The organism is Halovibrio salipaludis, assembly GCF_002286965.1.
Lineage (GTDB): Bacteria > Pseudomonadota > Gammaproteobacteria > Pseudomonadales > Oleiphilaceae > Halospina > Halospina salipaludis.
In genome coordinates this window covers 257,017-280,053 of the sequence record NZ_NSKD01000001.1, presented here as the reverse complement: position 1 = coordinate 280,053, position 23,037 = coordinate 257,017, and the positions used below count along the sequence as shown (strand labels likewise).

Genomic DNA, 23,037 nt, shown 5'->3' with positions numbered 1-23,037 from the left:
AGCAGCTTGAGGTAGATCGGCTGGAATCCCGACGCTACGTGCGGCTGATGCGCTGAACGTGACACAGTCCCCGCGCTGCTCCAGCCGAGGCCATGGCACAATGCAGGCTCCAGTCGCGATCAGGAAGGTCGACTCATGGAAAGCAGTGTAACGGCGAGCCGGGATGCCACCCGATCCGAATGGCGGAACTGGTCCGGCCACCAAGGCGCTGACCCCGACGCGTTCGCCCAGCCGGAGACACTTGAGGCGCTGCGTGATGGGGTGGTGAATGCACGCCGGTTGCGGGTTGTCGGTGCCGGGCACTCCTTCACACCGCTGGTGCCAACCGGTGGCACGTTGATCAACCTGGATCGGATGGGCGGCGTCCGCTCCGTGGATCCGGAGTCACAGAGCGCCTGGGTGGGCGCCGGCAGCCGCCTGCGCGATCTCTCACCGGCCTTCCACGAACAGGGACTGGCGTTTCCCAACCTCGGGGACATCGACGTCCAGTCACTGGCCGGCGCCATTGGTACCGCGACCCACGGCACCGGGCGCGAGCTGCCCTGTCTTTCCGCCGCGATCACCGGGGTGCGCCTCCTGACCGCCGGGGGCGAGGACCTCGAATGGACGCGGGAGCGTGATCCGGAGCGGCTGCAAGCCGCGCAGGTCTCGCTGGGCGCGCTCGGCGTGATCCATGAGCTGCGGGTGGCGCTGCGACCGAACTACCGGCTGCACCGCAGGACCTGGGCGGAACGACTGGATTCGATTATTGCGGATGCCGCCGCCCGCTGGGAACGTCACCGCAATTTCGAGTTCTTCTACATTCCCTTCTCCGGCTGGGGCATGTGCATTGCTCATGATGAGACCACCGCGGCCCCCACGGAACGCGCGCCCAGCACGGATGACGAGGACCTTATGAAGGCGAAGCGCCTGCGGGATCTGACCCGCTGGTGCACGCCCCTGCGCCGGGCCATTCTCAGCCGGGTTGTGCGCGGCGTGACTCCCGAGGACGTGGTGGGCGACAGCTGGCGGCTTCTGGCCAGCGAGCGTAATGTGCGCTTCAACGAGATGGAGTACCACCTGCCGCCGGAGAACGCCGTGGATGCACTGCGCGAGGTGATCGACGTGGTGGAGCGTGAGCGCCGGGACGTGTTCTTTCCCATCGAGGTGCGCCAGACGGCGGGCGATGATGCCTGGCTGAGCCCGTTCAATGGCGGGCGGCGCATCTCCATTGCCGTGCACACCCACGCCCGGGATGAGGACGACTGGCTGTTCCGCCGGGTCGAGCCGATCTTCCGCCGGGCCGGCGGTCGTCCGCACTGGGGCAAGCTGCACTCGCTGGGAGCGCCGGAACTGGCGGAGCTTTATCCGGAGTTTGAACGCTTCCTGGCACTGCGCCGGGAGCTGGACCCGACCAACAAGCTGGTGAACGCGCACACCGCCAGGCTTTGGGGGGAACCACACCATGGCTGATCCAGGGCGCGATGCCTATTTCCAGGCCCTGCAGTCTGCGCTGATCGACGCGGGGGTAGCCGGCCCGACCCTGGTGGTGGACCGCGCCCGCCTGGACGCCAACATCGACACCCTGATGGGCCACCTGCCGGAGGGCATGGGCTACCGCATCGTGGCCAAGTCACTGCCGTCGCCGAAGCTGCTGGCGCATGTGCGCGAACGCACTGGCAGCGATAAGCTGATGACCTTCAACCAGCCCATGCTCAAGGCCCTGGGTGAGCTGATGCCGGACGCGGATCAGCTGCTCGGGAAGCCGTTGCCGGAGGCGGCCGTGCGGGCTCACTTCTCGCAGCTTCCGGACCCCCGCCAGCAGGCACTGGACCGGATCCAGTGGCTGGTGGATACGCCCCAGCGCCTCGCCCAGTACGAGCGGCTGGCGGAGGCGTTCGGGGTGAGGCTTCGGATCAGCCTGGAGCTGGACGTGGGGCTCCATCGCGGTGGCTTTGTGGCGGGTCGGCGGTTGGGGGAGGCCCTGGAACGGCTGGGTAACAGTGACTGGCTGATGCTGTCCGGCTTTATGGGGTATGAGCCGCACCTGGCCTCCATACCGGAGCTCCTGGGGTGGCGCCGCCATCTGCTGAGGCGCGCGAAGACCGCATACCGGGCGGCCATCGAACAGGCGGAATCCGTGCTCGGTGCCGGTGTGGCGGAATCCCTGATCCGCAACGCGGGCGGCAGCCCGACCTACCGCATGCACCCGGAAACAGACGTCGCCAATGAGGTTTCGGTGGGGTCGGCGCTGGTCAAACCAACCCATTTCGATATCCCGGAACTGGCACCGCACAAGCCGGCCTGCTTCATTGCCACGCCCGTGCTCAAGGGACCGGCGCCTACCCGCATACCGGGCCTGGAGTGGGCGAGCGCCCTGGGGCGGCGGCTGCGGCCAAAGACGGCCAGTGCACTCTTCATCCACGGGGGCAACTGGCAGGCGGACCCGGTGGATCCGCCAGGCCTTCATTACAATCGGCTTCTGGGGCGCTCCTCCAACCAGGAGATGCTCAACGGGGACCGCCGGCTGGCCATTCAGCCGGACGAGTTCGTGTTCTTCCGGCCCCACCAGAGTGAGGCCGTGTTCCTGCAGTTCGGCGACATCGCCGTCTACGAGGATGGCGCCATCGTGGACTGGTGGCCGGTGCTGCCGCCCTCCGCCTGAGAATGGCTCAGTGCCGGGTGGCGTGGGCCGCGATGGCCTGCTGGTAAGCCTTTTCCGCTTCCTCAGCCAGCTCATCCAGCCCCTGCAGGTGGTGGCTGTTGTTCTGGTGCCAGGGGTGGAAGCTGTACTTGAAGTATTCCAGCCATGACGGGATCTGGCGGCGCAGCAGGCCGGGGCGGCCGAGCAGGGTGTTGAGCACCGTCAGGTGACCACGCCAGCCTTCCCGCTGGCAGGCCTCGCTGGCGGCCGTCATCTGCAGGTAGAAGCGGGTGACGTTGCTCCAGAAAAGCGTGGTGGCCCGCATCATCCCCACGACCCGGTGCACGTAGGCGCGCGGGCCACGGCCCACGCACTTCTCCCAGACGTCGTAACACACCGACTTGTGCTCGACTTCCTCCATGGCGTGCCACTCCCACATGCGCCGGTAGTCTTCCTGGGAGCCCTCGAGGATCTCGGGGTGGTCCAGCATGAAGCCGCCCATGAGCGCGGTGAAGTGTTCCAGTGCGATGGTCTCGCACAGCAGGTCCTGGCGGCTGCCATGCTTCTTGAACCAGTCCAGCATCTGGCGCACCTGCTGGTCGAGACGCCCGGCGGGCAGCCCGGCGTCCTCCATGAGCTGGTTGTATTCCGCGTGCTCGCGGCTGTGGTAGGCCTCCTGGGCGATGAAGGCGGACGCCGCCCGGCGGAGGTCCGGATCCGGGATTTCATCGCGGTAGGCGCGCACGGCATCGATGAACAGGCGCTCGCCCGCCGGAAAGAACAGCGACAGGGTGTTCATGAACTGGCTCAGGTGTGGCCCCATGGCGTGCCAGTCGTGGATGCGTTCCTTTGGTGGCAGGAAGTGGAGGTCCCGGCGTTCCGGAATGACCATGTTGTCCTGGGTGGCCTCCGTTGTGTGCTGGTCGTTGGCGGCGGTGGATGTGGCCATAACGCGCCCTCCCTGTTCAATGGGTGTCTACCCAATGTAACGCCGGGCTGGATTGGGACAAGGCCGAAGCGACGCAGGTATGCGTCAGGTCGGCGAGCGCATAAAAAAGGCCCGGACGAACCGGGCCAAGGGGTCGGGGAGCTCTTGCAGTCCCGAAGATCAGTGATGGGTGTGGTGATGGTGGCCCTCTCCGGCCATCGCCTTCTGGTACGCTTCCTCGGCCTCTTCCGCCAGCTCATTGAGATGCGTGATGTGGTGGCTGTTGTTCTGCTGCCAGGGATGGAAGCTGTACTTGAAGTATTCCAGCCACTCCGGGACCTGGCGGCGCAGTACGCCCGGCTTGCCGAGCAGGGTGTTGAGCACCGTCAGGTGGCCACGCCAGCCTTCCTTGCGGCAGGCTTCGCTGTTGCTCACCATCTGGAAGTAGAAGCCCACGACCAGTGGCCAGAAGATGGCGGTGGCGGCGGTCATGCCGAAGGCGCGCTTGAGATAGGCGGTTGGGCCACGGCCGATGCACTTTTCCCAGACGTCGTAGCAGACGGCCTTGTGCTCGACTTCCTCCATGGCATGCCACTGCCACATGCGCTGGTAATCCTCCTGCGAGCCTTCCATCACCTCCGGATGGTCCAGAAGGAATCCGCCCATGAGCGCAGTGAAGTGCTCCAGAGCGATGGTGGCATTGAGCGGCATGCTCTTGGGGGTGCGTTCCTTGAGGAAATCCAGCAGTGACCAGACGAAGGCGTCCAGCTTATCGGCCGGGAGCCCTTCTTCCTGCATCAGCTTGTTGTATTCGATGTGTTCGCGACTGTGCATCGCCTCCTGGCCGATGAAGGCGGTGGCGGCTTTTTTCAGGTCCGGGTCCGGAATCTGATCGCGGTAGGCGCGCAGGGCGTCGATGAACAGCCGCTCGCCGGCCGGGAAGAACAGGGAAAGGGCGTTCATGAACTGCGTCATGTGCGGCCCCTGGGCATGCCAGTCGTGGATACGCTCCTTCGGCGGCAGGAAGTGCAGATCCCGGCGCTCGGGCATCACCATGCCCTCGTCGCCCGGGCCCTGGATGCTCTCGTCGGATTCATGTTCTTTGGCTGCGGTTGCGGCTGTCATGGCGGCCCTCCCCTTGATGATTGTCAGCCCTCATCAACCTGACATTGATGAAAGTCACAATGCTCAATGTAACAGTATTCGGGGGAGCGACAAGACCCGCGTGACGGAGGGTGGCGTCATGAGGGCCAATCGTCGGGTCACAGCGGGTGGGTCAGCCGGAGTTGTCCTGGGATTCCGGCAGGTTGAGGTGGTCCAGGATGTACGCCAGCCGGTCGCCCAGGTGGCGATCCGCGGCCTTCTGCATGGCCCGGGCAACCTCCGGAAGCACGGCCATTTCCACCAGTGGCCGCAGGCGCCATATGAGCTGGGCGAGTTCCTCGGATTCACCGGGCGGCGGCATATGCTGGCCGTAACGGCTGAAGATGTGGCGCTCCACCAGCTTGACCATCTCTTCCGCCGCCTGCTCGACGTTGTGGCGCAGGTAGGCCACGACATCCAGCATGTCCTCCAGCGGGATACCGGTCTTGGCCAGTTCCGAGCCGGCGTGCAGGATGCGCGGGCTGGGAATGCGGTAGCGCCGCCCCTCGGGGATGATCAGCTCCAGTTCCTCCGCGCGCTTGAGCGCACTCCCCATGAAGATGCTGCCGAAGCGCTGGACCAGTTCACGCTTGGTCACGAACTCGGGCAGTTCGTCGGACCAGGGGCTGACCACGGCCTTCTCGAGCCCCAGAATGTGCTCGATGCCGTTGCCGCTTTCCCAGCTCTCCACCAGCTCGGCGATGTTATTGAGGGTGTAGCCGCGCTCCAGCAGCCGACCGATGATGCGCAGCCGCGACAGGTGGGTCTCGCTGTAGATGCCCTTGCGCCCACGGCGTTCAGGCGGCGGTATCAGCCCCCGTTCCTGGTACACCCGGATATTGCGCACCGTCATGCCACTGGCCCGCGCCAGCTGGTCAATGGAGAACTCGCCGGATTCCTGTTTGCCACTCTGCGCCATAGGCAGTCTCTGGCTGATTCATGAGTGAAAACGGCATTTTAGCGTGGAACCGCAGGGATGAATAGCGCCATCTGACCATTGGGTGATGGCGCTGTGGTCACCCTCACGCTTTTCGACGCCGGCGCAGGTACCGGATCGACAGCCAGGTGCCGGTCAGGCAGAGCCCGGTACCGCCGCTCATCAGCACGATGACCAGCCCGTACCAGAACCAGCTGCCCGGTTTGAGGACGGGGAAGTCCAGGCTGTGCAGGCCGTTGTAGAGCCAGCGGTTGAGACGGCTGAGTGGCGTCGAGTGCTGGAGCACGCTGCCTGTGGCTGGGTCGATATAGAGCCACGCGCCGCTGGCGTAGTCCGCTCGGTAGACTGGCAGGGGCGGGCCCTTGCGCCCGATGCGCCCGGAACGACCGGCATAGTAATAGGCGTCGTACGCGGTTTGTTCGCGGAAGGCCGTCAGGGTGTCTTTCGGTGTGCGTTCCAGGGCTGTCCGCACCACGTTCACAGGTATCCTCCCTTCCGCGGCCGGTGTGGTGTGGCCGGGGCGGGCGGCATGGAGCCGTTCAGTGCCATCCCGGGCCATGCTGCGGTAATAGGTGCGGCCATTGAAGCGGTGCAGCTGCAGCTCGTGCGGCCCGCGTTCGGCCAGTGTGCCAATCGTTGAGGGCGCCGCGGCCGCTGCATGGGAGCCCGGACTGTTGCGACCGAGATGGTCCGTGAGCGCGGGTTTCCGGTCGGCCGAGGTCCAGTGAAAGGGCCCCATCGACAAAAGGCCGCTGAACACCCAGGTGGTGGCGAGTGCCCCGAAGACGAGCCCCAGGTAATGGTGCCACCGGAACCAGCCACGGAACGGGCTCAACCCACCACGGCGGGCGTTGCGGCGCATCAGCATCAGCCCCAGCACCACGCCGCTGAGACAGGCAGCGGTGCCGATGCCCGAGAGCCAGATGACCACCTGTCGCCAGACGCCTGAGAGGTCACGGAGCTGGGTGGGGTAGATCCAGTGGATTACCGGGCCCGCGTAGCCCCAGACCCGTTCGTGGAAGGTGGTGCCGTGGATGACCTCGCCGGTGGGCCGGGATAGGTAGAGGTGCGTGCCGGGATCGTCGTCCAGCGCCACCCGCCACAAGGGAGCCGGCGCCTCGACATGGCTGTTCACGGTCCACTGGTCCGGGCCTGCCAGCCGTGTGACCGAGGCGACCTCTGTCCCTGACAGCGCTTCGGCCCGCTGTGCTGCCTGTTTCCGGTCCAGCGGCGGCGCGGGCTCGCCGGTGTCCGCGAAAGCGCTTTGCCACTGGCCCGTTTCATCCATCGCATGAAGGCGCGGGCGTTTCCCCGGCTGGTTGATCCGCAGCCTCTCGGGGTCATCCATGTCCAGTGCGGCAAGGGCCTGCGACGGCGCAACCTCAAGTTGGCCCGGCGCCAGTGGTTCCAGCCAGTCCATGCGTTGGTGGTCCGGTGTGCGCGGGTAGCCCTCGAACATCATCACGATGCCTGAGGAGAACCACAGCAGCAGGATCAGGCTCATCCCGAGTCCGAGATACCGGTGGACCGGGATCAGCCAGCGCAGGGTGCGTTTCTTCAGCGGCCCCGCCATCAGAAGCTCCGGCTGTATTCAATCTGGACGTTGCGGGGTGGGCCCAGGGTTTCGTAGCGGAAGGGGGCACCCTCAGCGGGGTCTGCTTGGCCCACACCATTGGCGTATTCCTTATCCCGAAGGTTTTCCAGCCGCAGTGTCAGCCGATTGGCGCCATTCACGCCAAACTCGTGCCAGGCGCTGGCGCTCAACAGGGTGTGATCGCCATAATGCTGCTGGCCAAGGTCTTTAAGGGTGGTGGCGACATCGCCGGTGTGTCGGGCGTTGAGTTGCCAGCCTTGATTGTCGCCATCCCAGCTCAGCGTGGCGTTAGCGTGCCATTCCGGGATGCCGTCAATCTGTTCATTGCTGCCGCCCTCCCGGGAGTCAGCCCAGGTGGCATCCAGATCAAGCTGCCAGCCGTGGTCGCCGCCCAGGTTAAGGGCGACTTCAGCGCCATGGACCCGAACGGTCTGGTCGCTGTTGGCGTAGGTGCCATCCTGAACATTGATGAGGTTTTCGATTTCCCGATAAAAGCCACCCAGGTGCCATTTGATGGGCTCACCGATGTGCCCGGTCAGTGAGACATTGGTGTTGATGCTTTCTTCCGGCTCCAGGTCTTCATTGCCAGCGGGAAAGTCCTCGTCAATGACGAACATTTCAAAAGCCGAGGGCAGGCGGAAGTTGGTTCCGACGCTGGCTTTCAGGCTGAGGTCACCGGGTAGCGGCTGCTTCAGGCTGATGTTCCAGATGCTGTGGTCATCGCCAAAGTTGGAGTGGTTGTAGCGCGCGCCCAGTGCCAGATGGGTGCTCGGGGAGAAGCTCAGGTGAGGGCGGTACTGGACGAATCCGGCGGTGACGGCCTCGGTCTTGCCGTCAATGCGCAGCGAGTAGTCCTCGCCCTGGTAGCGCTGGTAGTCCACGCCGCCCAGGATCTGGGAACCGCCATCGGTCGTGTGGCGACCGGTCAGGTTGAGGCCATAGTCGTCGTATCCCCACTCAGCGCGGTCGTTGACAATGGTTACATCGCGCTCGCTGTCCATGCTCAGGCGGGTGTAATCGGTCCACCAGTCGTGCCAGTAAGCTTTGATGAAGTAGCCGTTCCGCTCTGTCACCTGGTGGTCCCATTTCAGTGAAACGATGTTTTCATCGCGCTCGTTGACGGCCTTGAAATTGCTGGCGTTGCGGGGGAAGTCGGCCTCCGCGTCGTTGCGGAGCACCAGCGCGTTCAGCGATTTGCCCTCACCCGCATCCAGCAGGTAGCGACCGCCGTAGGAGCTGCGGGTGAAACCGCGCTTCTGGCGCCGGGCGCTTGCCAGAAAGCTACTGTCCTCATAGGGCCTGTAGCCATCTGAATGGTCGTGCTCGCCAAACACCAGCCAGCGACCGTACTCGTTGCGGTTGCTGACATGGCCGGCAAGACGGCGGTCGCCCAGGGATCCGATGGCACCAGTGATGTTGCCGCCCGAGTCCGTTTCGGGCTTACGCAACACAATATTTACCACCCCTGCAATCGCCTGGGTGCCGTAGAACAGACCCTGGCCGCCCTTCAGGATCTCGATGCGCTCGACCATATGAGTGCTGATGGAATCGAGTGGCGAGGTGCTGCCGAACAGCCGGTTATTGATGCGTACCCCATCCACCAGCCAGAGTACGTCCTCGCTGCGCGAGCCTTGGATCGAAACGCTGGCGTAGTCGCCACGGCCGGTCTTGGGGTCCAGGTAAACGCCTGGAACGTTGCCCCGGAGCGCCTGCCCGATATCGCTGACGCCCGTCCTGTCGAGTTCTTCACTGCCGATGACTTCCAGTTCGGCGCCGTAGTCGGACAGTTCGGAGGGGAGAGTTTCTTCCAGGGCGGAGCCCTGGACGACCAGCTCCTCCAGCGCCATGTGGTGATCAGCGGCGAGTGCCGACAGTGGGGATAATAGGAGGGTGAGTAGTAAACGTAATTGCTTCATAAAAGGTCTCCAACACTGAGTCCATTAGTGGTGGAGCCCTCACGCGGGCAGGCCGACAGGCGGGGTCAGCGGTGGTTATACCGGTCCGTTGGCGGCCCGAACACCTCAATCGCGAAGGCTCGGCTTCCGGCCCATCAGTAATGTGGACCGGGCTCCGGCAGGTCTTCGGACTCAGGGGCGGGCGCCAATGCCTGGCGCTGGCCTTGGATCACGGCTTCCCATCCGGTCAGGACAGTGCCCGGGGTGACCCCCTGTGATCCTTGTTCCCCAATACCGCTGCGCGTCAGTCCCGGAGTCTCACCGGGTTCCCTCGCGCTCCTCGTGGAGCGCTGACCGAAGCGGGAAGGAGCCTAGGGAAGTCACTGATGAAAGTCAAAGGTGGTTGGTGCCAATTTGACCAGGCGGTGGCAATCCTCTAGGATTCGATCCTCTTTCGTCCCTGGGTGGCCAGCATTCGTTCGGATGCCTGGCTGAAACGGGAACCCGGTGAAAGTCCGGGACTGCCCCCGCAACGGTGAATGCTGGGCGCGGATCATCCCCCGCCACTGTGATGGTGTCATCATGGGAAGGCGATCCGCCTGAACCGGTACCGGTTCCAGCATGAGTCCGGAGACCGGCCCAGAGGGAACAGCATCGAGCGCGCGGTGGGCGTGCCGGTCACGCTGGCTGAACCGAAACCGATCCATGCGCCCTGAAACCCCAGAACACAACGGCCCACTACGGCAGGGTCTCTCCACCGGCGCCTGTGCCACGGCCGCCTCGGTGGCGGCGGCGCGTGCATTGCTGGCAGGAGTGGAAGAGCGGTGCGTGTGCATCCGGCTGCCCCGGGGCCAGGAACCGGCGATGACCATCGAGGACCTGGCGGTGACCGGCGCGGCAGCCACTGCCGGCGTCATCAAGGATGCCGGGGATGATCCCGACGCCACCCATGGTGCGCGGCTCTGGGTCCGCCTGGCACTCAGCGGCGACCCGGGCGTGCGCTTCCATGCCGGGGAAGGGGTCGGAACCGTGACCCGCTCCGGTCTGCCGATCGCCGTGGGCGAGGCCGCCATCAATCCGGTGCCAAGGCGCCTGATTACCGAACATCTCGAGGCCATTGCTTCGGAGACCGGCTACGAAGGCGGCTTCGAGGTAACCGTCGGCATCGACGACGGCGAAGCCATCGCCCAGCGCACCATGAATCCCAAGCTGGGCATCCTCGGCGGCCTTTCTGTGCTCGGCACCACCGGCATCGTGCGGCCCTTCTCCTGTTCCGCCTTCATCGCCTCGATCCACCAGTCCGTGGACGTGGCCAATGCCAATGGGCTGACCCATATCGCCGGCTGCACGGGTGGTACCAGCGAGACCTTCGCCCGCTCGTATTTCGGGCTGGAAGAAGGCGCGATCGTCGAGATGGGCGACATGTTCGGCGCCCTGCTCAAGTACCTGAAGAAACACCCGCTGCCCCGCGTGACCCTGGCCAGCGGCTTCGGCAAGCTCAGCAAGTTCGCCGCCGGCGAGCCGGATACCCACAGCCAGCGTTGCTCCATCGATTTTGATTTCCTCGCCGACCAGGCCCTGGCTGCCGGTGCCAAAACGGACCTGGCCGACTGGATCCGCACCGCCAACACCAGCATCGAGGCACTGGAAGCCTGCCAGCAGGCCGGCGTTCCCCTGGGCGACCGCATGGCCGGCCTGGGCCTGGCCCGGATGCGCGACTACCTGCCCGGCGAGCATCACCTGACGGTGTGCAGCGTCAGCCGCCAGGGCGAACTCACCGGGTTTGCCGAGGAGGTGGCATGAGCCAGGCTGCCATCGAACTCCAGGGGCTGCACAAGACCTACAAAGGCGGCCAGCCGGCACTGGCGGGCGTGGACCTGAGCGTACCCCGCGGAGCCTTCCACGGCCTGCTCGGCCCCAACGGCGCCGGCAAGAGCACCCTGATCGGCCTGATGACCGGCCTGGTCCGGCTTGAAGCCGGCAGCGTGCGCCTGTTCGGCCACGACCCGGAACGCGACCCCGTCGCCGCCCGGCGCCGCGTGGGCCTGGTCCCCCAGGAAGTGAACTTCAACAGCTTCGAGCCCATCAACGAGATCATTGAGACCCAGGCCATGTACTACGGCCTGCCACGCCGCCGCGCCCGCGAACGCACCCGGGTGGTGTTGGAACGGGTAGGCCTCGAGGAGCGGACTACCCGCAAGCCCTGGGGCCTCTCCGGCGGCATGAAACGCCGCCTGATGCTTGCCCGCGCCCTCGTGCACGAACCCGAGCTGCTCATCCTCGACGAACCCACCGCCGGGCTGGACGTGGAAGCCCGCCGCGACACCTGGGCCCTGCTGCAGGAACTCAACACCGCCGGCACCACCATCCTGATGAGCAGCCACTACCTCGAGGAAATGCGCGACCTCTGCCAGACCGTCGCCGTACTCAAGGAAGGCCGCCTGATTGCCAATGACACCCCCGAACGCCTCTTCGGCGCCGACGCTGGCAGCGGCACCGGCGACCAGGGCCTCGAAACCCGCTTCCTGCGCCTGCTTGAAGGTGGCGAGCCCGAAGGGGAGGAGAAACCATGAACGCCACCATCCTCTGGAACGCCTACCAGGGCCTGGTCATCAAACAGGTGCGCCGCTTCCTGCGCTCCTGGGTCCAGAACCTGCTGCCCTCGGTGGTCACCGCCTCCCTGTTCATGCTCATCTTCGGCCACTTCGTCGGCCGCGACCTCGGCCGCATGGGCGGCGCCGACTACGCCGACTACATCATGCCCGGCCTCGTGCTCTTCGCCGTGGTTACCAACGCCTACAACAACAGCACGCTCGCGTTCTTCGGCGCCCGACTGCAGCGCCACATCGAGGAAATGCTGGTCGCCCCCATGCCCGCCTGGCTCATCGTCGCCGGCTTCGCCACCGCCGGTGTCCTGCGCGGCCTCATGGCCGGCGCCCTGGTCCTGCTCATCGCACTGCCCATGACCAGCCTTGAGATCCGGCACCTGGGGTCCGGTCTCCTGGTCGCGGTACTGAGCGCGCTGCTGTTTTCCTTCGCCGGCCTGCTCAACGGCATCTTCGCCCGCAGCTTCGACGACACCTCCGTCATCGCCACCTTTCTTCTGACGCCGCTGATCTACCTCGGGGGTGTCTTCTACCCGATCGAACGGCTGCCAGCTCCCTGGGATACGGTGTCCCTCGCTAACCCGATGGTCTACATCGTTGATGGTTTCCGGTACAGCCTGCTGGACGACGGAACTGCGGGAGGTGGCTGGACGTTCCTGGTGCTGCCGTTGGTGACGGCGATGACGGGGCTGTTGGCATGGTGGTTGGTGGCGAGGGGTATAAGGATCAAGCCGTGAGCCTGGCGTTTCGTTAGCTGGGCATCTGGAAGGAATGGGTTGGGGAGGCTTTTCCGGGAAGCTCTGGAGCCATGGATGGCGGAAGAGCAGCGTACAGGGATGTATTTACAGCGTTTCCCGGAAAAGCCTCCCCAACCCATTCCATTCGAAAGAGTTGAAGTCTTGAGACGACGTTAACCGGTATTTGAAACAAAAGGATAGAACCATGGACGAACTCCATGACTACGAAAAGGACGGCGCCGCCATCTACCGCGCCTCCTTCGCCACCATCCGCAACGAAGCGGATCTCTCGCAGGTACCGGCGGATCTTGAGAAAACCGCCGTCCGCCTCATCCACGCCTGCGGTATGACCGACCTCGTCCAGGCCATGGCATGGTCCGCGGACGTCGCCGCCTCCGCGAAAGCGGCCCTGCAGGCCGGCGCCCCCATACTCTGCGACAGCGAAATGGTCGCCCACGGCGTCACCCGCAAGCGGCTGCCTGCCGATAACGATGTGATCTGCACCCTGCGCGACGACCGCGTCCCGGATCATGCCGACGCCATCGGCAATACACGCAGTGCCGCCGCCGTCGATTTCTGGGACGAACACCTCGAAGGCAGCGTGGTGGCCATCGGCAATGCGCCCACCACGCTTTTCCATCTCCTGAACCGGCTCGCGGACGGCGCCCCGAAGCCCGCCGCCGTGCTCGGCTTCCCGGTCGGATTCATCGGTGCCGCCGAAAGCAAGCAGGCGTTGGCCGGCACCCACAACCTCCCCTTCATCACCGTCCACGGACGACGCGGTGGCAGTGCCATGGCTGCCGCCGCCGTCAACGCCCTGGCCAGCGACACGGAATGACGACCATGAATGATGCAGTGACAACCACCACCGACGGTTACGGCCACCTCTACGGCATCAGCACCGGCCCAGGCGACCCGGAGCTGATCACCCTCAAGGCAGCCCGGCTCCTCTCCGAGTGCCCGGTGGTCGCCTACTTCTGCAAGCGCAACGGGCGGGGCCGTGCGCGAGCCTCCTGCGACGTCCACATCACGGACCAGCACGAAGAACTGCCGCTGGTCTACCCAGTGACCACGGAGCTGCCTCACGGCAGTGACGAATACCGCCAGCAGATCGAGGATTTCTTCGAGGAATCCGCCGAGGCCGTGGCGCAGCACCTCAAGGCCGGCCGGTCCGTTGCGGTTCTCAATGAAGGCGATGCCTTTTTCTACGGCTCCTTCATGCACATCTACCTGCGCCTCAAGGACCGCTTCGAGAGCACCGTGGTGCCCGGGGTGGGCGCCATGATGGCCGGGGGCGCACTGCTGCCGCATCCGCTGATGATGCGCGACGACCAGCTGCGGGTGATTCCCGGCACCATGGATGAGAAGGCGCTGCGCGCGAGCATCGACCCGGAGCGCGCCACGGTGATCATGAAGGTGGGCACCAACCTGCCACTGATCCGCCGGATCGTCACGGACATCGGCATCCAGGATCGGGCCTGGTACGTGGAGAAGGCGAGCATGCCGGAGGAACGGGTCATGCCGCTGATGGAGGCGCCGGATGGCAAGGCGCCCTATTTCTCCATGGTGCTGATTCCGGGGCCGGGAGTGCGGGTATGAAACGCCTGGACGTGATCGGTGTCGGCCCGGCCGGTCCCGGCTGGATCACCCCCGAGACCCAGTCCATCATCGATGCGGCCACGGACCTGGTGGGCTATGCGCCCTACCTGGACCGTCTGGCCTCGGAGCGCCACCACTGCCATCCCTCGGACAACCGGGTGGAGCTTGAGCGTGCGGCCCAGGCCATGGATCTGGCCGCAGAGGGTCGGCACGTGGCGGTGGTTTCGGGCGGCGATCCGGGGGTCTTTGCCATGGCGGCGGCGCTGTGCGAGGTGCTGGACCGTGATCCCCGCGCGGAATGGGCGGAGGTTGAATTCGGGGTTCACCCGGGCATTTCCGCATTGCAGGCGGCGGCCGCCCGGGTGGGGGCGCCGCTGGGGCACGATTTCTGTGCCATTTCCCTCTCGGACAATCTCAAGCCCTGGTCGGTGATCGCGCGCCGGCTGCAGCTGGCGGCGCAGGCGGATTTCGCGATGGCGTTCTACAACCCGCGCTCGTCCAGCCGGCCCTGGCAGCTGGGGGAGGCGCTGGGCATCCTGCGGGGTGAGCTGCCGGGGGCGACGCCGGTGGTGTTTGCGGCAGCCGTGGGGCGGCCGGATGAGTGGGTTCGGATGACGACGCTGGCGGAGGCGGATCCGGAGGAGGTGGATATGCGGACGCTGGTGATCGTGGGGAATTCGAGGGCCCGGTATTTTGCCCATGGGGATGAGTGGTTTGTTTACAGTCCCCGGGATTATTTGTAGCGCCTCGAATGACGGGCTCAGGGGAGCTCTGAACGGGAATCGCTGTAAATACGTCCGTGTACGCTGCTCTTCCGCCATCCCTGGCTCCAGAGCTTCCCGTTCAGAGCTCCCCTGACCCCGTCTGATACGCCTCGATAACTCTAACGGCCTGTTGCAGCCATTCCAGGACCGCTTCCGGCGACTGAAAAGAGTGGGTGGCCGGAGGCAGGGAGGGGCGGTCGATGATGATGACGGGGAGGCCGGCCTCGCGGGCGGCGTCGAGTTTGGGGTGGGCGGCTTCGCCGCCGGAGTTCTTGGTGATGAGGGCGGCGACGTTGTGTTGGGTGATGATCCGGCGTTCGGCCTCGAGGTCGTAGGGGCCGCGGTCTTCGATCAGGGTCCAGTTTTCGAAGCTGGGTTCGGGGTCCGGTGGGTCGACGCAGCGTACGAGCAGGTGGCGGCCTGTGATGCCCTCGAAGGCGGGTAGGCTGGTGCGGCCGGTGGTGAGCCAGAGGGTGTCGCCGGGCCGGGTGAGTTCGGTGGCCTTGCGGGCGGCTTCGTGGAGGTCGGTGACCGGGTGCCAGTTGTCGTCGGGGCCGGGTTCCCAGGGGGCTCGTTCGAGGCGGCCCAGAGGCAGGTCGAGCTCCTGGCAGGCGATGGCGGCGTTGTGGGACATCTCGGCGGCGAAGGGGTGGGTGGCGTCCACGACGGCGGCGATGTCGTGCTCCATGAGCCACTGCTTGAGCCCTTCAATGCCGCCGAAGCCACCCCGGCGGGTGGGCAGCGCCGGCGGCAGCGGGCGGCGGGTGCGGCCTGCCAGTGAGTAGGTGGGTTCCAGCGCCGGTTGCTCCAGGAGCTGTTCCGCCAGGGTCATGGCGTCGCGGGTGCCGCCGAGGATGAGGATGCGAAAGGCCATGGTTGGTTGCCGGAGTCGGGAATGAATGTAGAGCGGGATTGTACAGTGAGTGTGGATAACACGTCTTGTGGCGAGCCGGGTACGCAGCGCTGGCTGAGCATTGTGGGGCTGTCCGAGGGCGGCTGGGCCGGGCTCGGCGAGTCCGCCCGGGCGGCGGTGACGGATGCTGAATTCGTGATTGGCGGGCAGCGCCACCTGGATCATCTGCCCGCGATATCCGGCCAGCAGCGGGAGGCCTGGCCGTCGCCGTTCAGCGAGGGCATCGAGCGGATCCGGCAGTGGCAGGGGCGGCGGGTCTGTGTGCTCGCCAGTGGGGACCCCTTCTGGCATGGCGTGGGGGCGACGCTCGCGCGCACCTTCCCGCCGGAGGTGATGGTATGCCATCCCGGCCCTTCTGCTTTCTCGCTGGCGGCGGCGCGTCTGGGCTGGCCGCTGCAGTCGGTGCATTGCCACTCGCTGGTGGCCCGGGATCCGGACCGGTTGCGGGCGGCGCTGGCACCCGGTCGGCGTCTTCTTGTGCTGAGCAACGATGAACAGAGCCCGGAGACCGTATGCCGGCTGTTGGTCGAGAATGGCTATGGGGCCAGTCGCGTCACGGTGCTGGAGGCACTGGGAGGCCCGGAAGAACAGGTTACCGGGACGACCGCCGGGGAGGGCGTGGCTCACCCCGTGGCGCGCCTGAACTCGCTGGCCATTGAATGCGAAGTCGCTGATCCGGAGCGTCCGGTTGCGCGAGTGCCGGGGCGCCCGGGTGAGGCGTTCGTCCATGACGGCCAGATCTCCCAGCCCGAGGTTCGGGCGGTGGTCATGGCGAAGCTGGCGCCTCGCGGTGGCGAACACCTCTGGGATCTGGGCGCCGGTTCCGGCGCGGTGGCCGTGGAATGGCTGCTGGCGGATGCGGCCAACCACGCCACGGCCGTGGAGCAGCGCCCTGAACGGGTGGCCAATGTGCGGGCGAATGCCCGTTGTCATGGCGTGGGTCATCTGCAGGTCGTTGAAGGCGATGCGCTTCTGGCCATGGCCAGCCTCGTGCGCCCGGATGCGGTCTTCATCGGTGGCGGTGCCAGTGGGGAAGGCGTGATCGAGGGCGCCTGGTCCGCTCTGCCCGCCGGAGGCCGGTGTGTGGCAACGGCGGTCACCACCGAGGGGGAAATGGCGTTACTGGCGGCCCAGGGTCGACTCGGCGGTCAGCTGATCCGCCTCTCGATGGACCACACGGAACCACTGGGCCGCTTCAATGGCTGGCAGTCGGACCGGCCGATCACAATCTGGTCCGCCACGAAATCATCACAGGCAGGGGAATAAACAGCATGACGGTACACTTCATCGGCGCCGGCCCGGGCGCCCCGGATCTGATCACGCTGCGGGCCCGGGACCGCATCGCGGCTTCCCCGGTCTGCCTGTACGCGGGCTCGATCATTCCGGAAGAGATCCTCGCGCATGCGCCGGAGGATGCAAGGCTGGTCAACACAGCCTCCATGGCGCTGGATGACATCATCGGTGAGATCCAGGGCGCTCATGAGCAGGGGCTGGATGTGGCGCGGCTCCATTCCGGGGACCTGGCCATCTATTCGGCGGTGGCGGAGCAATTGCGCCGGCTGCGGGAGCTGGCCATTCCGTATGAGCTGACGCCGGGCGTGCCGGCCTTCTCAGCGGCGGCGGCCGTGCTGGGCCAGGAGCTGACCCTGCCCGGGGTCGCCCAGAGCCTGGTCCTCACGCGGACCCAGGGCCGGGCCTCGTCCATGCCGGAAGGTGAAACCCTGGAGGCGTACGCGGCCACCGGCACGACGCTCGCGATTCACCTCTCGCTGCACACCCTGGATTCGGTGCTGGAACGGGTGACGCCCTTTTACGGGGAGGCCTGCCCGGCGGCGGTCGTCTTCCGCGCCAGCCGCCCGGACGAACAGGTGCTGCGGGCACCGCTCGGGCGGCTGGCGGAGGATCTTGAGCGCATCCCGGAGAAACGTTCAGCGCTCATCCTTGTGGGTCCGGCGCTCGGGGAGACGGATTTCTGCAACAGTGCCCTCTACGACCCGGCCCATCATCGCCTGTTCCGGGATGCCTGAGCCACGCGTCCCAGGGACTGGACCAGCGGTTCGTCACCGGGGCTGTTCAGTGTTGCCGTGCTGACCAGGGCGCGCAGCGTATCCGGGACCTCTTCCGGCAGCAGACCGCTTGCGATCCGGTGGCCTTCCTCCTCGGGCAGGGCCCGGTCGTCGAGCACCAGGTCGTAGCGCCCCTCCCGGGCGACGAGCACCACAGGGGCCTTGCCGGGATGGGCGCAGCCCTTGGGGCATCCGGAAACGTGGACCAGATTGCGCCCGTCGAAGAGTTCCGGCACCTGGTCCGCCCAGTCCAGGGCATCCCGGCGGGTTGCGGTGCTGCCCGAGGCACAGCCCGGCATTCCGGGGCAGGCAATGGCCGAGAGTCGGGGGTCGCCCGGCGTGTGGATCAGTTCCGGCGCTTCCGCAAGCCCGGGGTTGGTGACCGGGCCATGGGGCATGATCAGGTGCCGCCGGGGTGTGATCCTCAGTGTGTCGTTGTGCGCTTCCAGCTGTTCCGCAATCAGCCGGGCGCTGCTGGTACCCAGGCACCCGAGGGCGACACCCAGCACCGTGCCCGCACTGGTCCGGCCGGGTTCCGGGGCCGGCGGATGGTCCGCCATGACGCCACCGGGCCGGCTGAGATCGCGCAGCCCCGCGAAGGGCGAACTGCCGGAGGCATCAAGGAGCTGCCGCATCCGCCTTGCCGGCGTGATCAGTTGCTGGCGCTCTTCGAGGAAGATCAGCGCCAGCTCGACCAGGACATCCACCACCTGCGATGGCTTACAGTTGCCCAGGCTGTGAGCCGTGGCGGAGGTGCCGGCCAGGCCGATGCGGTAACGGGTGCCTTCCGGTGTTGAAACCGCATCCGCTCGGATATCTCCGTCCGCATCAGCCAGATGGGTCAGCCCTCCGCCGTTGAAAACGAAGCGGAACTTGGGCGGCAATGCCCGGAAACGGTCATCGCTGATGAGCCTCTGATCGAGATCACGGGCTTGAGGGGCAGGGTCGATCAGGGCCTGTGGATCCAGGTCCGCAGCGGCACTGCACTGGATGTTGCGGACCGCTTCGGCCGCCGCCGGTTCAACCGCCAGGCCGGCATCCACCAGTGTTGCTGTCAGCTCGGCCTCTGCCTCCTCGGCGATGCCCCGGAGCTGCAGGTTGCCCCTGCCGGTGATCTCGATCAGGCCGGATCCGTGCTCATCCGCCAGCGCCGCCACCCGCCTGAGACCTGATGGTGTCAGGCGGCCATCGATCAGCCGGATCCTCGACAGCAGCCCGTCGCCGCTGGCCATCGGGTTGCCGGCGGAAGGGCAGGCGCCACGGCGGTAGTGATCCGGAATGGGCATGATGATGGCGTTGGGTTGTGTACGAAGGCTCAGGATAGGCCCGAAAGGCGGTGAAAAGAAAGACCGCCGCGGTTGCGGCGGTCCCCGGGATCACTGGGCGCGCTGGCGTCGGCCCAGACCCAGTCCCAGAAGCCCCAGACCCATCAGGCCAAGCGTGGCGGGTTCCGGAACCTGCGCTACCCGGCGGGCGTACAGGCTCAGGTTGGACAGGGCGGATCCACCCTCCTCAGTAGCGCTGGCGTCAGGGCCCTTGTTGCCGCCCTCGTTCATCCAGGGGATGAAGAAGGTGCCGCCGAGTGTGCTGAGCCCCTGGGTATCATCGAAGTAATAGGCCGCCCAGCCCGGATTGTTCGAGGCCTTGGTGACCACGAAGAAGCTGGCCCAGTTGCTGACGTCGCCGGAGTAGGACCAGTCACCCTGGTTCTGGTTGAGGTCCGCGCTCAGGACGTCGGAACCGCCATCATCGATCTTGGCGATGAAATCCCAGCTGTCGCCGTTCCAGGCTAGTGGTGCGCCGTCCGGCAGCAGCTCGCCGGGGTTGCCCTGGTAGGCACCAAAACAGTTTGTGGCATCGGCGTTGTTGGCGGTTACGTTGCCTGTGCTGATGATGTAGGCGCCGCCACTGCTGCAGCTGTGAGCATCAGTGAGACCGGTACCGCTGTCGAATGCGTAGGGCGCCGCCATGGCGGCTGCAGGCAGCAGCAGAAAACCCATGACAAGGGCACGTGATGCATGGGGTATGAATGTGGGCTTTTGCATGGCTCTGACTCCCTGAATCCCTGCCGGGATGGCAGATCGGACAGAGAGAGGCATGCATGAAGCGTGCACAGGGGGGCTTTCATGCACGCAATCATGCAGATGGTTCCGCGGGAGCCGCCTACCATACAGCCAATGTGTAAAAAATTCTGACAGATAGGGCCAGCCGGGTTCCCGGCTAGAGCTTCTGGGCCGGCTCGGGCACTTCGCGGATCCGGCCATGCTCGTCGATGGCCACGCTCACGAACTGCGCCTCGGTCACCTTGCGCGCATGCTGCTCGGTCTGGTCACGGGTCCATACCTCCACCCGTATCTTCATGGAGCTCCGGCCAATGTCCTCCAGGTGGGTGTAGAAGGCCACCTCGGCGCCAAGTCGCACGGGCGACAGGAATTCCATGCCCTCCATGGCGACGGTGGCGGTCCGGCCGCGCGCCAGGCGGCCGGCTGCGGTGGCACTGGCCAGATCCATCTTGTTGACCAGCCAGCCGGCGTAGATATCGCCGTTGTTGTTGGTGTCGGAAGCCATGGTGACCAGTTGCAGAGTCAGTTCACCACGGGGCTGTGGCTTGTCGGGTTGTGTTTTCATGGGTGTCTGTCCGATGCTTCAGTCAGGATGCGTTGCGGGCCAGTATAGCCCCATCAGCGGCATTTGCGATGTGGTCTCAGGCATGGCCTGATGTCATGGAACTGTCACACATCTGTCTTATCCTTCCCGTGGGTGACACATTGTCAGAGGCACAATAATGGTAAGTGATCGAGAGAACTATTCCCGCCACATTTCCCAGCGGTTCAACGATGAGCTGAGTGAGCTCAAGAATCAGCTTCTGGAAATGGGCGGGCTGGTGGAAAAGCAGATCGGTGAGGCCGTCGAGGCGCTGGTCGGTAATGATGCGGAGAAGGCCCGGGCGGTGCGCGACCGTGACCGCGAGGTGGATGACATGGAACGCCGCCTCGACGAGGAGGCCATTCAGGTGATCGCCCTTCGCCAGCCCGCCGCCAGTGACCTGCGGCTGGTGATGTCGGTGGTCAAGATGGTGGCGGATCTTGAGCGTATTGGCGACGAGGCCAAGAAGATCGCACGCCTGGCGCTGGAGATGGCGGATGAGATGGACGACAGCACGAGCCAGCGCCGTTTTGTGGAGGTGCGCAACATCAGTGGCCATGTCCGTGCCATGGTGCGGGATGCTCTGGATGCCTTCGCGCGCTTTGATACCGAGAGTGCTCTGGGCGTCATGCGTGAGGATGAGTCCGTGGACGAGGAATACAAGAGTTCCGCGCGCGCGCTGGTCACGCACATGATGGAGGATCCGCGTGGTATCGGGCTCTGTCTCAACCAGATGTGGACGCTGCGGGCCCTGGAGCGGGTCGGTGACCACGCGGACAACCTGGCCGAGCAGGTGATCTACCTGGTCCGCGGTATGGACGTGCGCCATCGGCCGCTTTCCGAGACGGAACGGGAACTTGACGCCGACGGCAACGACTCGGGAAGCGCGGGCTGACCACCCGCGCCCCGTGCCTCAGCCGTTGGGGAAGGGGGGCCAGCCCAGTGCCTTGCCACCGATCAGGTGCAGGTGGATATGGTACACGGACTGGCCGCCGTGCTCGTTGCAGTTCATAACCGTCCGGAAGCCGTCTCCGTCAATCCCTTCCTCCTTGGCAATCCGGGCGGCGACGGTATAGAGGTGCCCCACCGTCTTCTCATCCTCTTCGGTGATGTCGTTGACCGTTGGAATGGCCTTTTTCGGGATGATCAGGATGTGTACCGGCGCCTGCGGGTTGATGTCCCGGAAGGCGAGGCACTGGTCGTCCTCGTGCACGATGTCGGCGGGGATTTCACGGTTGATGATGCGGCTGAAAATGGTTTCGGACATGGGTTCCTCGCTTGGTTGTCAGGCCAGTCGTTTCAGCAGTGATTCAATGGGCGCGGGCAGCTGCTCGTCAATCCCCATGGCATAGCGGGTGACCCGTTCGCGCGCGAATGGTACCCGGCCCGCCAGCCCCAGGCCCAGGGTGCGCGCCAGGTGCAGTGGCGGGGTGGTGTTGCTGAACAGGTGGTAGAACAGGTCCATGGCGTCCATCATCAGGCGGTTGCGGGGGCGGCGCTCCGCCTCGTAGGCGGCCAGCACTCCCGCCTTCCCGGGGTCGCCCTGAGCACTGGCCGTGCCAAGGCAGCGCGCCAGCGCGGCCGCGTCCTGGAAGCCGAGATTCACTCCCTGCCCGGCCAGTGGGTTGATGGTGTGGGCGGCGTCCCCGACCAGCACAACACGTCCATGGGCGTACTGGTGGGCATGTTCGCGTGCGATGGGAAAACGGCCACGCGCCGGGGCGGCCTCGGGGTCTGGCAGCTCCAGTGGAAAGGTTCTGCGTATGGCGGCCAGGAGCCGGTCTTCCTCCATGGCCATCAGTTCGTCCAGGGTTTCCGGCTGGTCGTACCAGACCAGTGAGCCCCAGGCGCTGCCATCCGCTTCCGGCAAGGGCAGGTAGGCTTTGGGCCCCTGGGGTGTGAACATCTGCCAGGTGATGGCCTGGGCCGGTGGCGCATGGCGGATGTTGATGACCATGGCCTGCTGGCGGTACTGCGTGCGGCTGGTCCCGATGCCGGCCAGGCGCCGTGTTACGGAGCTGGCCCCGTCCGCCCCCACGACCAGGGCCACATGCAGCGTCTCACCGTCTTCCAGTGTGAGCGTGACGCCGTCCTCTGTCTGCTTCAGCGCCTGGAGTGAGGCCGGGCAGAACCGGGTGATGCCGGTCTGCTGGCCCATCCGTTCCCACAGGGCCCAGCGGGTTACCCGGTTCTCGACGATATGGCCCAGGTGGTCACGCCCGAGCCGGGCGGCGTTGAACTCGGTGCGTGCCTGCTGGGCCAGCAGCCGGCCGCCGGGCATGCTGGCGAGCGGGCCCGAAGCTGCCTCCCAGACCGCCAGCCGCTGGAAGGGCGCCATGCGCATTTCCTCCATGGCGGGCCATACGCCCAGCCCGCGCAGCCAGGCTTCGCTGCCGGCGCTAAGGGCGGAGACGCGCAGGTCGGGCTCGCTGTTGTCGGAGGGTTGTTCCGGGGTGCTGGGCTCGATTACGGCCACGCGCCAGCCGCCGGCTGCGCAGGCCAGTGCCAGGGCGGCGCCAACCATGCCGGCGCCGATCACGGCGATGTCGTGCTCGTGTTCACTCATGAGCGCAGTCTACGCCAGAG

At 65.8% G+C, this 23,037-nt stretch carries 22 protein-coding genes and 2 riboswitches; of the genes, 11 read left to right on the top strand and 11 right to left on the bottom strand.

What is annotated here, in order from left to right; all coding sequences use genetic code 11:
• Window positions 1-135: 135 nt before the first annotated feature.
• Together CK501_RS01370 and CK501_RS01365 are read left to right on the top strand one after the other, a co-directional pair.
• Window positions 136-1,452, top strand: a complete 1,317-nt coding sequence (locus CK501_RS01370; RefSeq protein WP_095615930.1) for a D-arabinono-1,4-lactone oxidase — start codon at window positions 136-138, stop codon at window positions 1,450-1,452.
• Window positions 1,445-2,644: an alanine racemase gene (locus CK501_RS01365; protein ID WP_095615929.1), complete on the top strand. Its 1,200-nt coding sequence runs from the start codon at window positions 1,445-1,447 to the stop codon at window positions 2,642-2,644. The genes CK501_RS01370 and CK501_RS01365 overlap by 8 nt, the downstream gene beginning before the upstream one ends.
• Window positions 2,645-2,651: 7 nt before the next feature.
• On the opposite strand, the gene CK501_RS01360 is transcribed toward CK501_RS01365, so the two are convergent.
• From CK501_RS01360 to CK501_RS01340, 5 genes are all read right to left on the bottom strand, one after another.
• A complete protein-coding gene (locus tag CK501_RS01360) occupies window positions 2,652-3,572 on the bottom strand; it encodes a metal-dependent hydrolase (RefSeq protein WP_095615928.1) in 921 nt (306 codons plus the stop codon).
• Window positions 3,573-3,731: 159 nt separating this feature from the next.
• On the bottom strand, window positions 3,732-4,676 hold the full coding sequence (locus tag CK501_RS01355) for a metal-dependent hydrolase (protein ID WP_198949342.1): 945 nt from the start codon (window positions 4,674-4,676) through the stop codon (window positions 3,732-3,734).
• A 151-nt stretch (window positions 4,677-4,827) separates the two neighbouring features.
• Window positions 4,828-5,613 (bottom strand): MerR family transcriptional regulator, encoded by a 786-nt coding sequence (locus CK501_RS01350; RefSeq protein ID WP_095615927.1) that lies wholly within the window; start codon window positions 5,611-5,613, stop codon window positions 4,828-4,830.
• A 103-nt stretch (window positions 5,614-5,716) separates the two neighbouring features.
• Complete coding sequence (locus tag CK501_RS01345) at window positions 5,717-7,204, bottom strand: PepSY domain-containing protein (protein WP_095615926.1); 1,488 nt, start codon at window positions 7,202-7,204, stop codon at window positions 5,717-5,719.
• Entirely contained in the window at window positions 7,204-9,072 is a 1,869-nt protein-coding gene (locus CK501_RS01340; RefSeq protein WP_158223010.1) for a TonB-dependent receptor plug domain-containing protein, read from the bottom strand. Before CK501_RS01340 ends, CK501_RS01345 begins: the two co-directional genes overlap by 1 nt.
• Window positions 9,073-9,280: 208 nt before the next feature.
• Window positions 9,281-9,494, bottom strand: a riboswitch (cobalamin riboswitch).
• Between the two features lie 71 nt (window positions 9,495-9,565).
• Window positions 9,566-9,777: riboswitch (cobalamin riboswitch) on the top strand.
• A gap of 48 nt (window positions 9,778-9,825) precedes the next feature.
• Here CK501_RS01340 and CK501_RS01335 point away from each other — a divergent pair.
• The 6 genes from CK501_RS01335 (at window position 9,826) to cobJ (ending at window position 14,805) form a co-directional block, all read left to right on the top strand.
• On the top strand, window positions 9,826-10,923 hold the full coding sequence (locus CK501_RS01335) for a cobalt-precorrin-5B (C(1))-methyltransferase (RefSeq protein WP_095615924.1): 1,098 nt from the start codon (window positions 9,826-9,828) through the stop codon (window positions 10,921-10,923).
• Window positions 10,920-11,693: an ABC transporter ATP-binding protein gene (locus CK501_RS01330; RefSeq protein ID WP_095615923.1), complete on the top strand. Its 774-nt coding sequence runs from the start codon at window positions 10,920-10,922 to the stop codon at window positions 11,691-11,693. The genes CK501_RS01335 and CK501_RS01330 overlap by 4 nt, the downstream gene beginning before the upstream one ends.
• The gene (locus CK501_RS01325; protein WP_095615922.1) at window positions 11,690-12,463 is read left to right on the top strand and encodes an ABC transporter permease; all 774 of its coding nucleotides are present in this window, start codon (window positions 11,690-11,692) and stop codon (window positions 12,461-12,463) included. Before CK501_RS01330 ends, CK501_RS01325 begins: the two co-directional genes overlap by 4 nt.
• A 205-nt stretch (window positions 12,464-12,668) precedes the next feature.
• Complete coding sequence (locus CK501_RS01320; RefSeq protein ID WP_095615921.1) at window positions 12,669-13,301, top strand: precorrin-8X methylmutase; 633 nt, start codon at window positions 12,669-12,671, stop codon at window positions 13,299-13,301.
• 5 nt (window positions 13,302-13,306) lie between these two features.
• On the top strand, window positions 13,307-14,062 hold the full coding sequence (locus CK501_RS01315; protein WP_095615920.1) for a precorrin-2 C(20)-methyltransferase: 756 nt from the start codon (window positions 13,307-13,309) through the stop codon (window positions 14,060-14,062).
• Window positions 14,059-14,805, top strand: a complete 747-nt coding sequence (gene cobJ, locus CK501_RS01310; protein ID WP_095615919.1) for a precorrin-3B C(17)-methyltransferase — start codon at window positions 14,059-14,061, stop codon at window positions 14,803-14,805. The genes CK501_RS01315 and cobJ overlap by 4 nt, the downstream gene beginning before the upstream one ends.
• A 100-nt stretch (window positions 14,806-14,905) precedes the next feature.
• Here the strand turns inward: cobJ and CK501_RS01305 are convergent, their stop codons facing one another.
• Entirely contained in the window at window positions 14,906-15,700 is a 795-nt protein-coding gene (locus tag CK501_RS01305) for a cobalt-precorrin-6A reductase (RefSeq protein ID WP_158223009.1), read from the bottom strand.
• 45 nt (window positions 15,701-15,745) lie between these two features.
• Here CK501_RS01305 and cbiE point away from each other — a divergent pair, with 45 nt between their 5' ends.
• A complete protein-coding gene (gene cbiE / locus CK501_RS01300; protein ID WP_198949341.1) occupies window positions 15,746-17,005 on the top strand; it encodes a precorrin-6y C5,15-methyltransferase (decarboxylating) subunit CbiE in 1,260 nt (419 codons plus the stop codon).
• Between the two features lie 5 nt (window positions 17,006-17,010).
• A complete protein-coding gene (cobM, locus tag CK501_RS01295) occupies window positions 17,011-17,766 on the top strand; it encodes a precorrin-4 C(11)-methyltransferase (RefSeq protein WP_095615918.1) in 756 nt (251 codons plus the stop codon).
• On the opposite strand, the gene cobG is transcribed toward cobM, so the two are convergent.
• The 3 genes from cobG to CK501_RS01280 form a co-directional block, all read right to left on the bottom strand.
• The gene (gene cobG, locus CK501_RS01290) at window positions 17,742-19,091 is read right to left on the bottom strand and encodes a precorrin-3B synthase (protein ID WP_095615917.1); all 1,350 of its coding nucleotides are present in this window, start codon (window positions 19,089-19,091) and stop codon (window positions 17,742-17,744) included. The genes cobM and cobG overlap by 25 nt on opposite strands.
• Before the next feature lie 90 nt (window positions 19,092-19,181).
• The gene (locus CK501_RS16855) at window positions 19,182-19,850 is read right to left on the bottom strand and encodes a PEP-CTERM sorting domain-containing protein (RefSeq protein ID WP_198949340.1); all 669 of its coding nucleotides are present in this window, start codon (window positions 19,848-19,850) and stop codon (window positions 19,182-19,184) included.
• Window positions 19,851-20,025: 175 nt separating this feature from the next.
• On the bottom strand, window positions 20,026-20,433 hold the full coding sequence (locus CK501_RS01280) for an acyl-CoA thioesterase (protein WP_095615915.1): 408 nt from the start codon (window positions 20,431-20,433) through the stop codon (window positions 20,026-20,028).
• 157 nt (window positions 20,434-20,590) lie between these two features.
• On the opposite strand from CK501_RS01280, the gene phoU reads away from it, so the two are divergent.
• Window positions 20,591-21,346: a phosphate signaling complex protein PhoU gene (phoU, locus tag CK501_RS01275; RefSeq protein WP_095615914.1), complete on the top strand. Its 756-nt coding sequence runs from the start codon at window positions 20,591-20,593 to the stop codon at window positions 21,344-21,346.
• Between the two features lie 18 nt (window positions 21,347-21,364).
• Here phoU and CK501_RS01270 read toward each other — a convergent pair whose 3' ends face one another.
• Window positions 21,365-21,718, bottom strand: a complete 354-nt coding sequence (locus CK501_RS01270; protein WP_095615913.1) for a histidine triad nucleotide-binding protein — start codon at window positions 21,716-21,718, stop codon at window positions 21,365-21,367.
• An 18-nt stretch (window positions 21,719-21,736) separates the two neighbouring features.
• The gene (locus tag CK501_RS01265; protein ID WP_095615912.1) at window positions 21,737-23,017 is read right to left on the bottom strand and encodes an FAD-dependent monooxygenase; all 1,281 of its coding nucleotides are present in this window, start codon (window positions 23,015-23,017) and stop codon (window positions 21,737-21,739) included.
• Window positions 23,018-23,037: the final 20 nt, after the last annotated feature.

Bases quoted from the DNA above. Each gene is read 5' to 3' on its own strand.
- CK501_RS01370 (WP_095615930.1), top strand. From the start codon at position 136: ATGGAAAGCAGTGTAACGGCGAGCCGGGATGCCACCCGATCCGAATGG.
- CK501_RS01365 (WP_095615929.1), top strand. From the start codon at position 1,445: ATGGCTGATCCAGGGCGCGATGCCTATTTCCAGGCCCTGCAGTCTGCG.
- CK501_RS01360 (WP_095615928.1), bottom strand. From the start codon at position 3,572: ATGGCCACATCCACCGCCGCCAACGACCAGCACACAACGGAGGCCACC.
- CK501_RS01355 (WP_198949342.1), bottom strand. From the start codon at position 4,676: ATGACAGCCGCAACCGCAGCCAAAGAACATGAATCCGACGAGAGCATC.
- CK501_RS01350 (WP_095615927.1), bottom strand. From the start codon at position 5,613: ATGGCGCAGAGTGGCAAACAGGAATCCGGCGAGTTCTCCATTGACCAG.
- CK501_RS01345 (WP_095615926.1), bottom strand. From the start codon at position 7,204: ATGGCGGGGCCGCTGAAGAAACGCACCCTGCGCTGGCTGATCCCGGTC.
- CK501_RS01340 (WP_158223010.1), bottom strand. From the start codon at position 9,072: ATGGCGCTGGAGGAGCTGGTCGTCCAGGGCTCCGCCCTGGAAGAAACT.
- CK501_RS01335 (WP_095615924.1), top strand. From the start codon at position 9,826: ATGCGCCCTGAAACCCCAGAACACAACGGCCCACTACGGCAGGGTCTC.
- CK501_RS01330 (WP_095615923.1), top strand. From the start codon at position 10,920: ATGAGCCAGGCTGCCATCGAACTCCAGGGGCTGCACAAGACCTACAAA.
- CK501_RS01325 (WP_095615922.1), top strand. From the start codon at position 11,690: ATGAACGCCACCATCCTCTGGAACGCCTACCAGGGCCTGGTCATCAAA.
- CK501_RS01320 (WP_095615921.1), top strand. From the start codon at position 12,669: ATGGACGAACTCCATGACTACGAAAAGGACGGCGCCGCCATCTACCGC.
- CK501_RS01315 (WP_095615920.1), top strand. From the start codon at position 13,307: ATGAATGATGCAGTGACAACCACCACCGACGGTTACGGCCACCTCTAC.
- cobJ (WP_095615919.1), top strand. From the start codon at position 14,059: ATGAAACGCCTGGACGTGATCGGTGTCGGCCCGGCCGGTCCCGGCTGG.
- CK501_RS01305 (WP_158223009.1), bottom strand. From the start codon at position 15,700: ATGGCCTTTCGCATCCTCATCCTCGGCGGCACCCGCGACGCCATGACC.
- cobM (WP_095615918.1), top strand. From the start codon at position 17,011: ATGACGGTACACTTCATCGGCGCCGGCCCGGGCGCCCCGGATCTGATC.
- cobG (WP_095615917.1), bottom strand. From the start codon at position 19,091: ATGCCCATTCCGGATCACTACCGCCGTGGCGCCTGCCCTTCCGCCGGC.
- CK501_RS16855 (WP_198949340.1), bottom strand. From the start codon at position 19,850: ATGCAAAAGCCCACATTCATACCCCATGCATCACGTGCCCTTGTCATG.
- CK501_RS01280 (WP_095615915.1), bottom strand. From the start codon at position 20,433: ATGAAAACACAACCCGACAAGCCACAGCCCCGTGGTGAACTGACTCTG.
- phoU (WP_095615914.1), top strand. From the start codon at position 20,591: ATGGTAAGTGATCGAGAGAACTATTCCCGCCACATTTCCCAGCGGTTC.
- CK501_RS01270 (WP_095615913.1), bottom strand. From the start codon at position 21,718: ATGTCCGAAACCATTTTCAGCCGCATCATCAACCGTGAAATCCCCGCC.
- CK501_RS01265 (WP_095615912.1), bottom strand. From the start codon at position 23,017: ATGAGTGAACACGAGCACGACATCGCCGTGATCGGCGCCGGCATGGTT.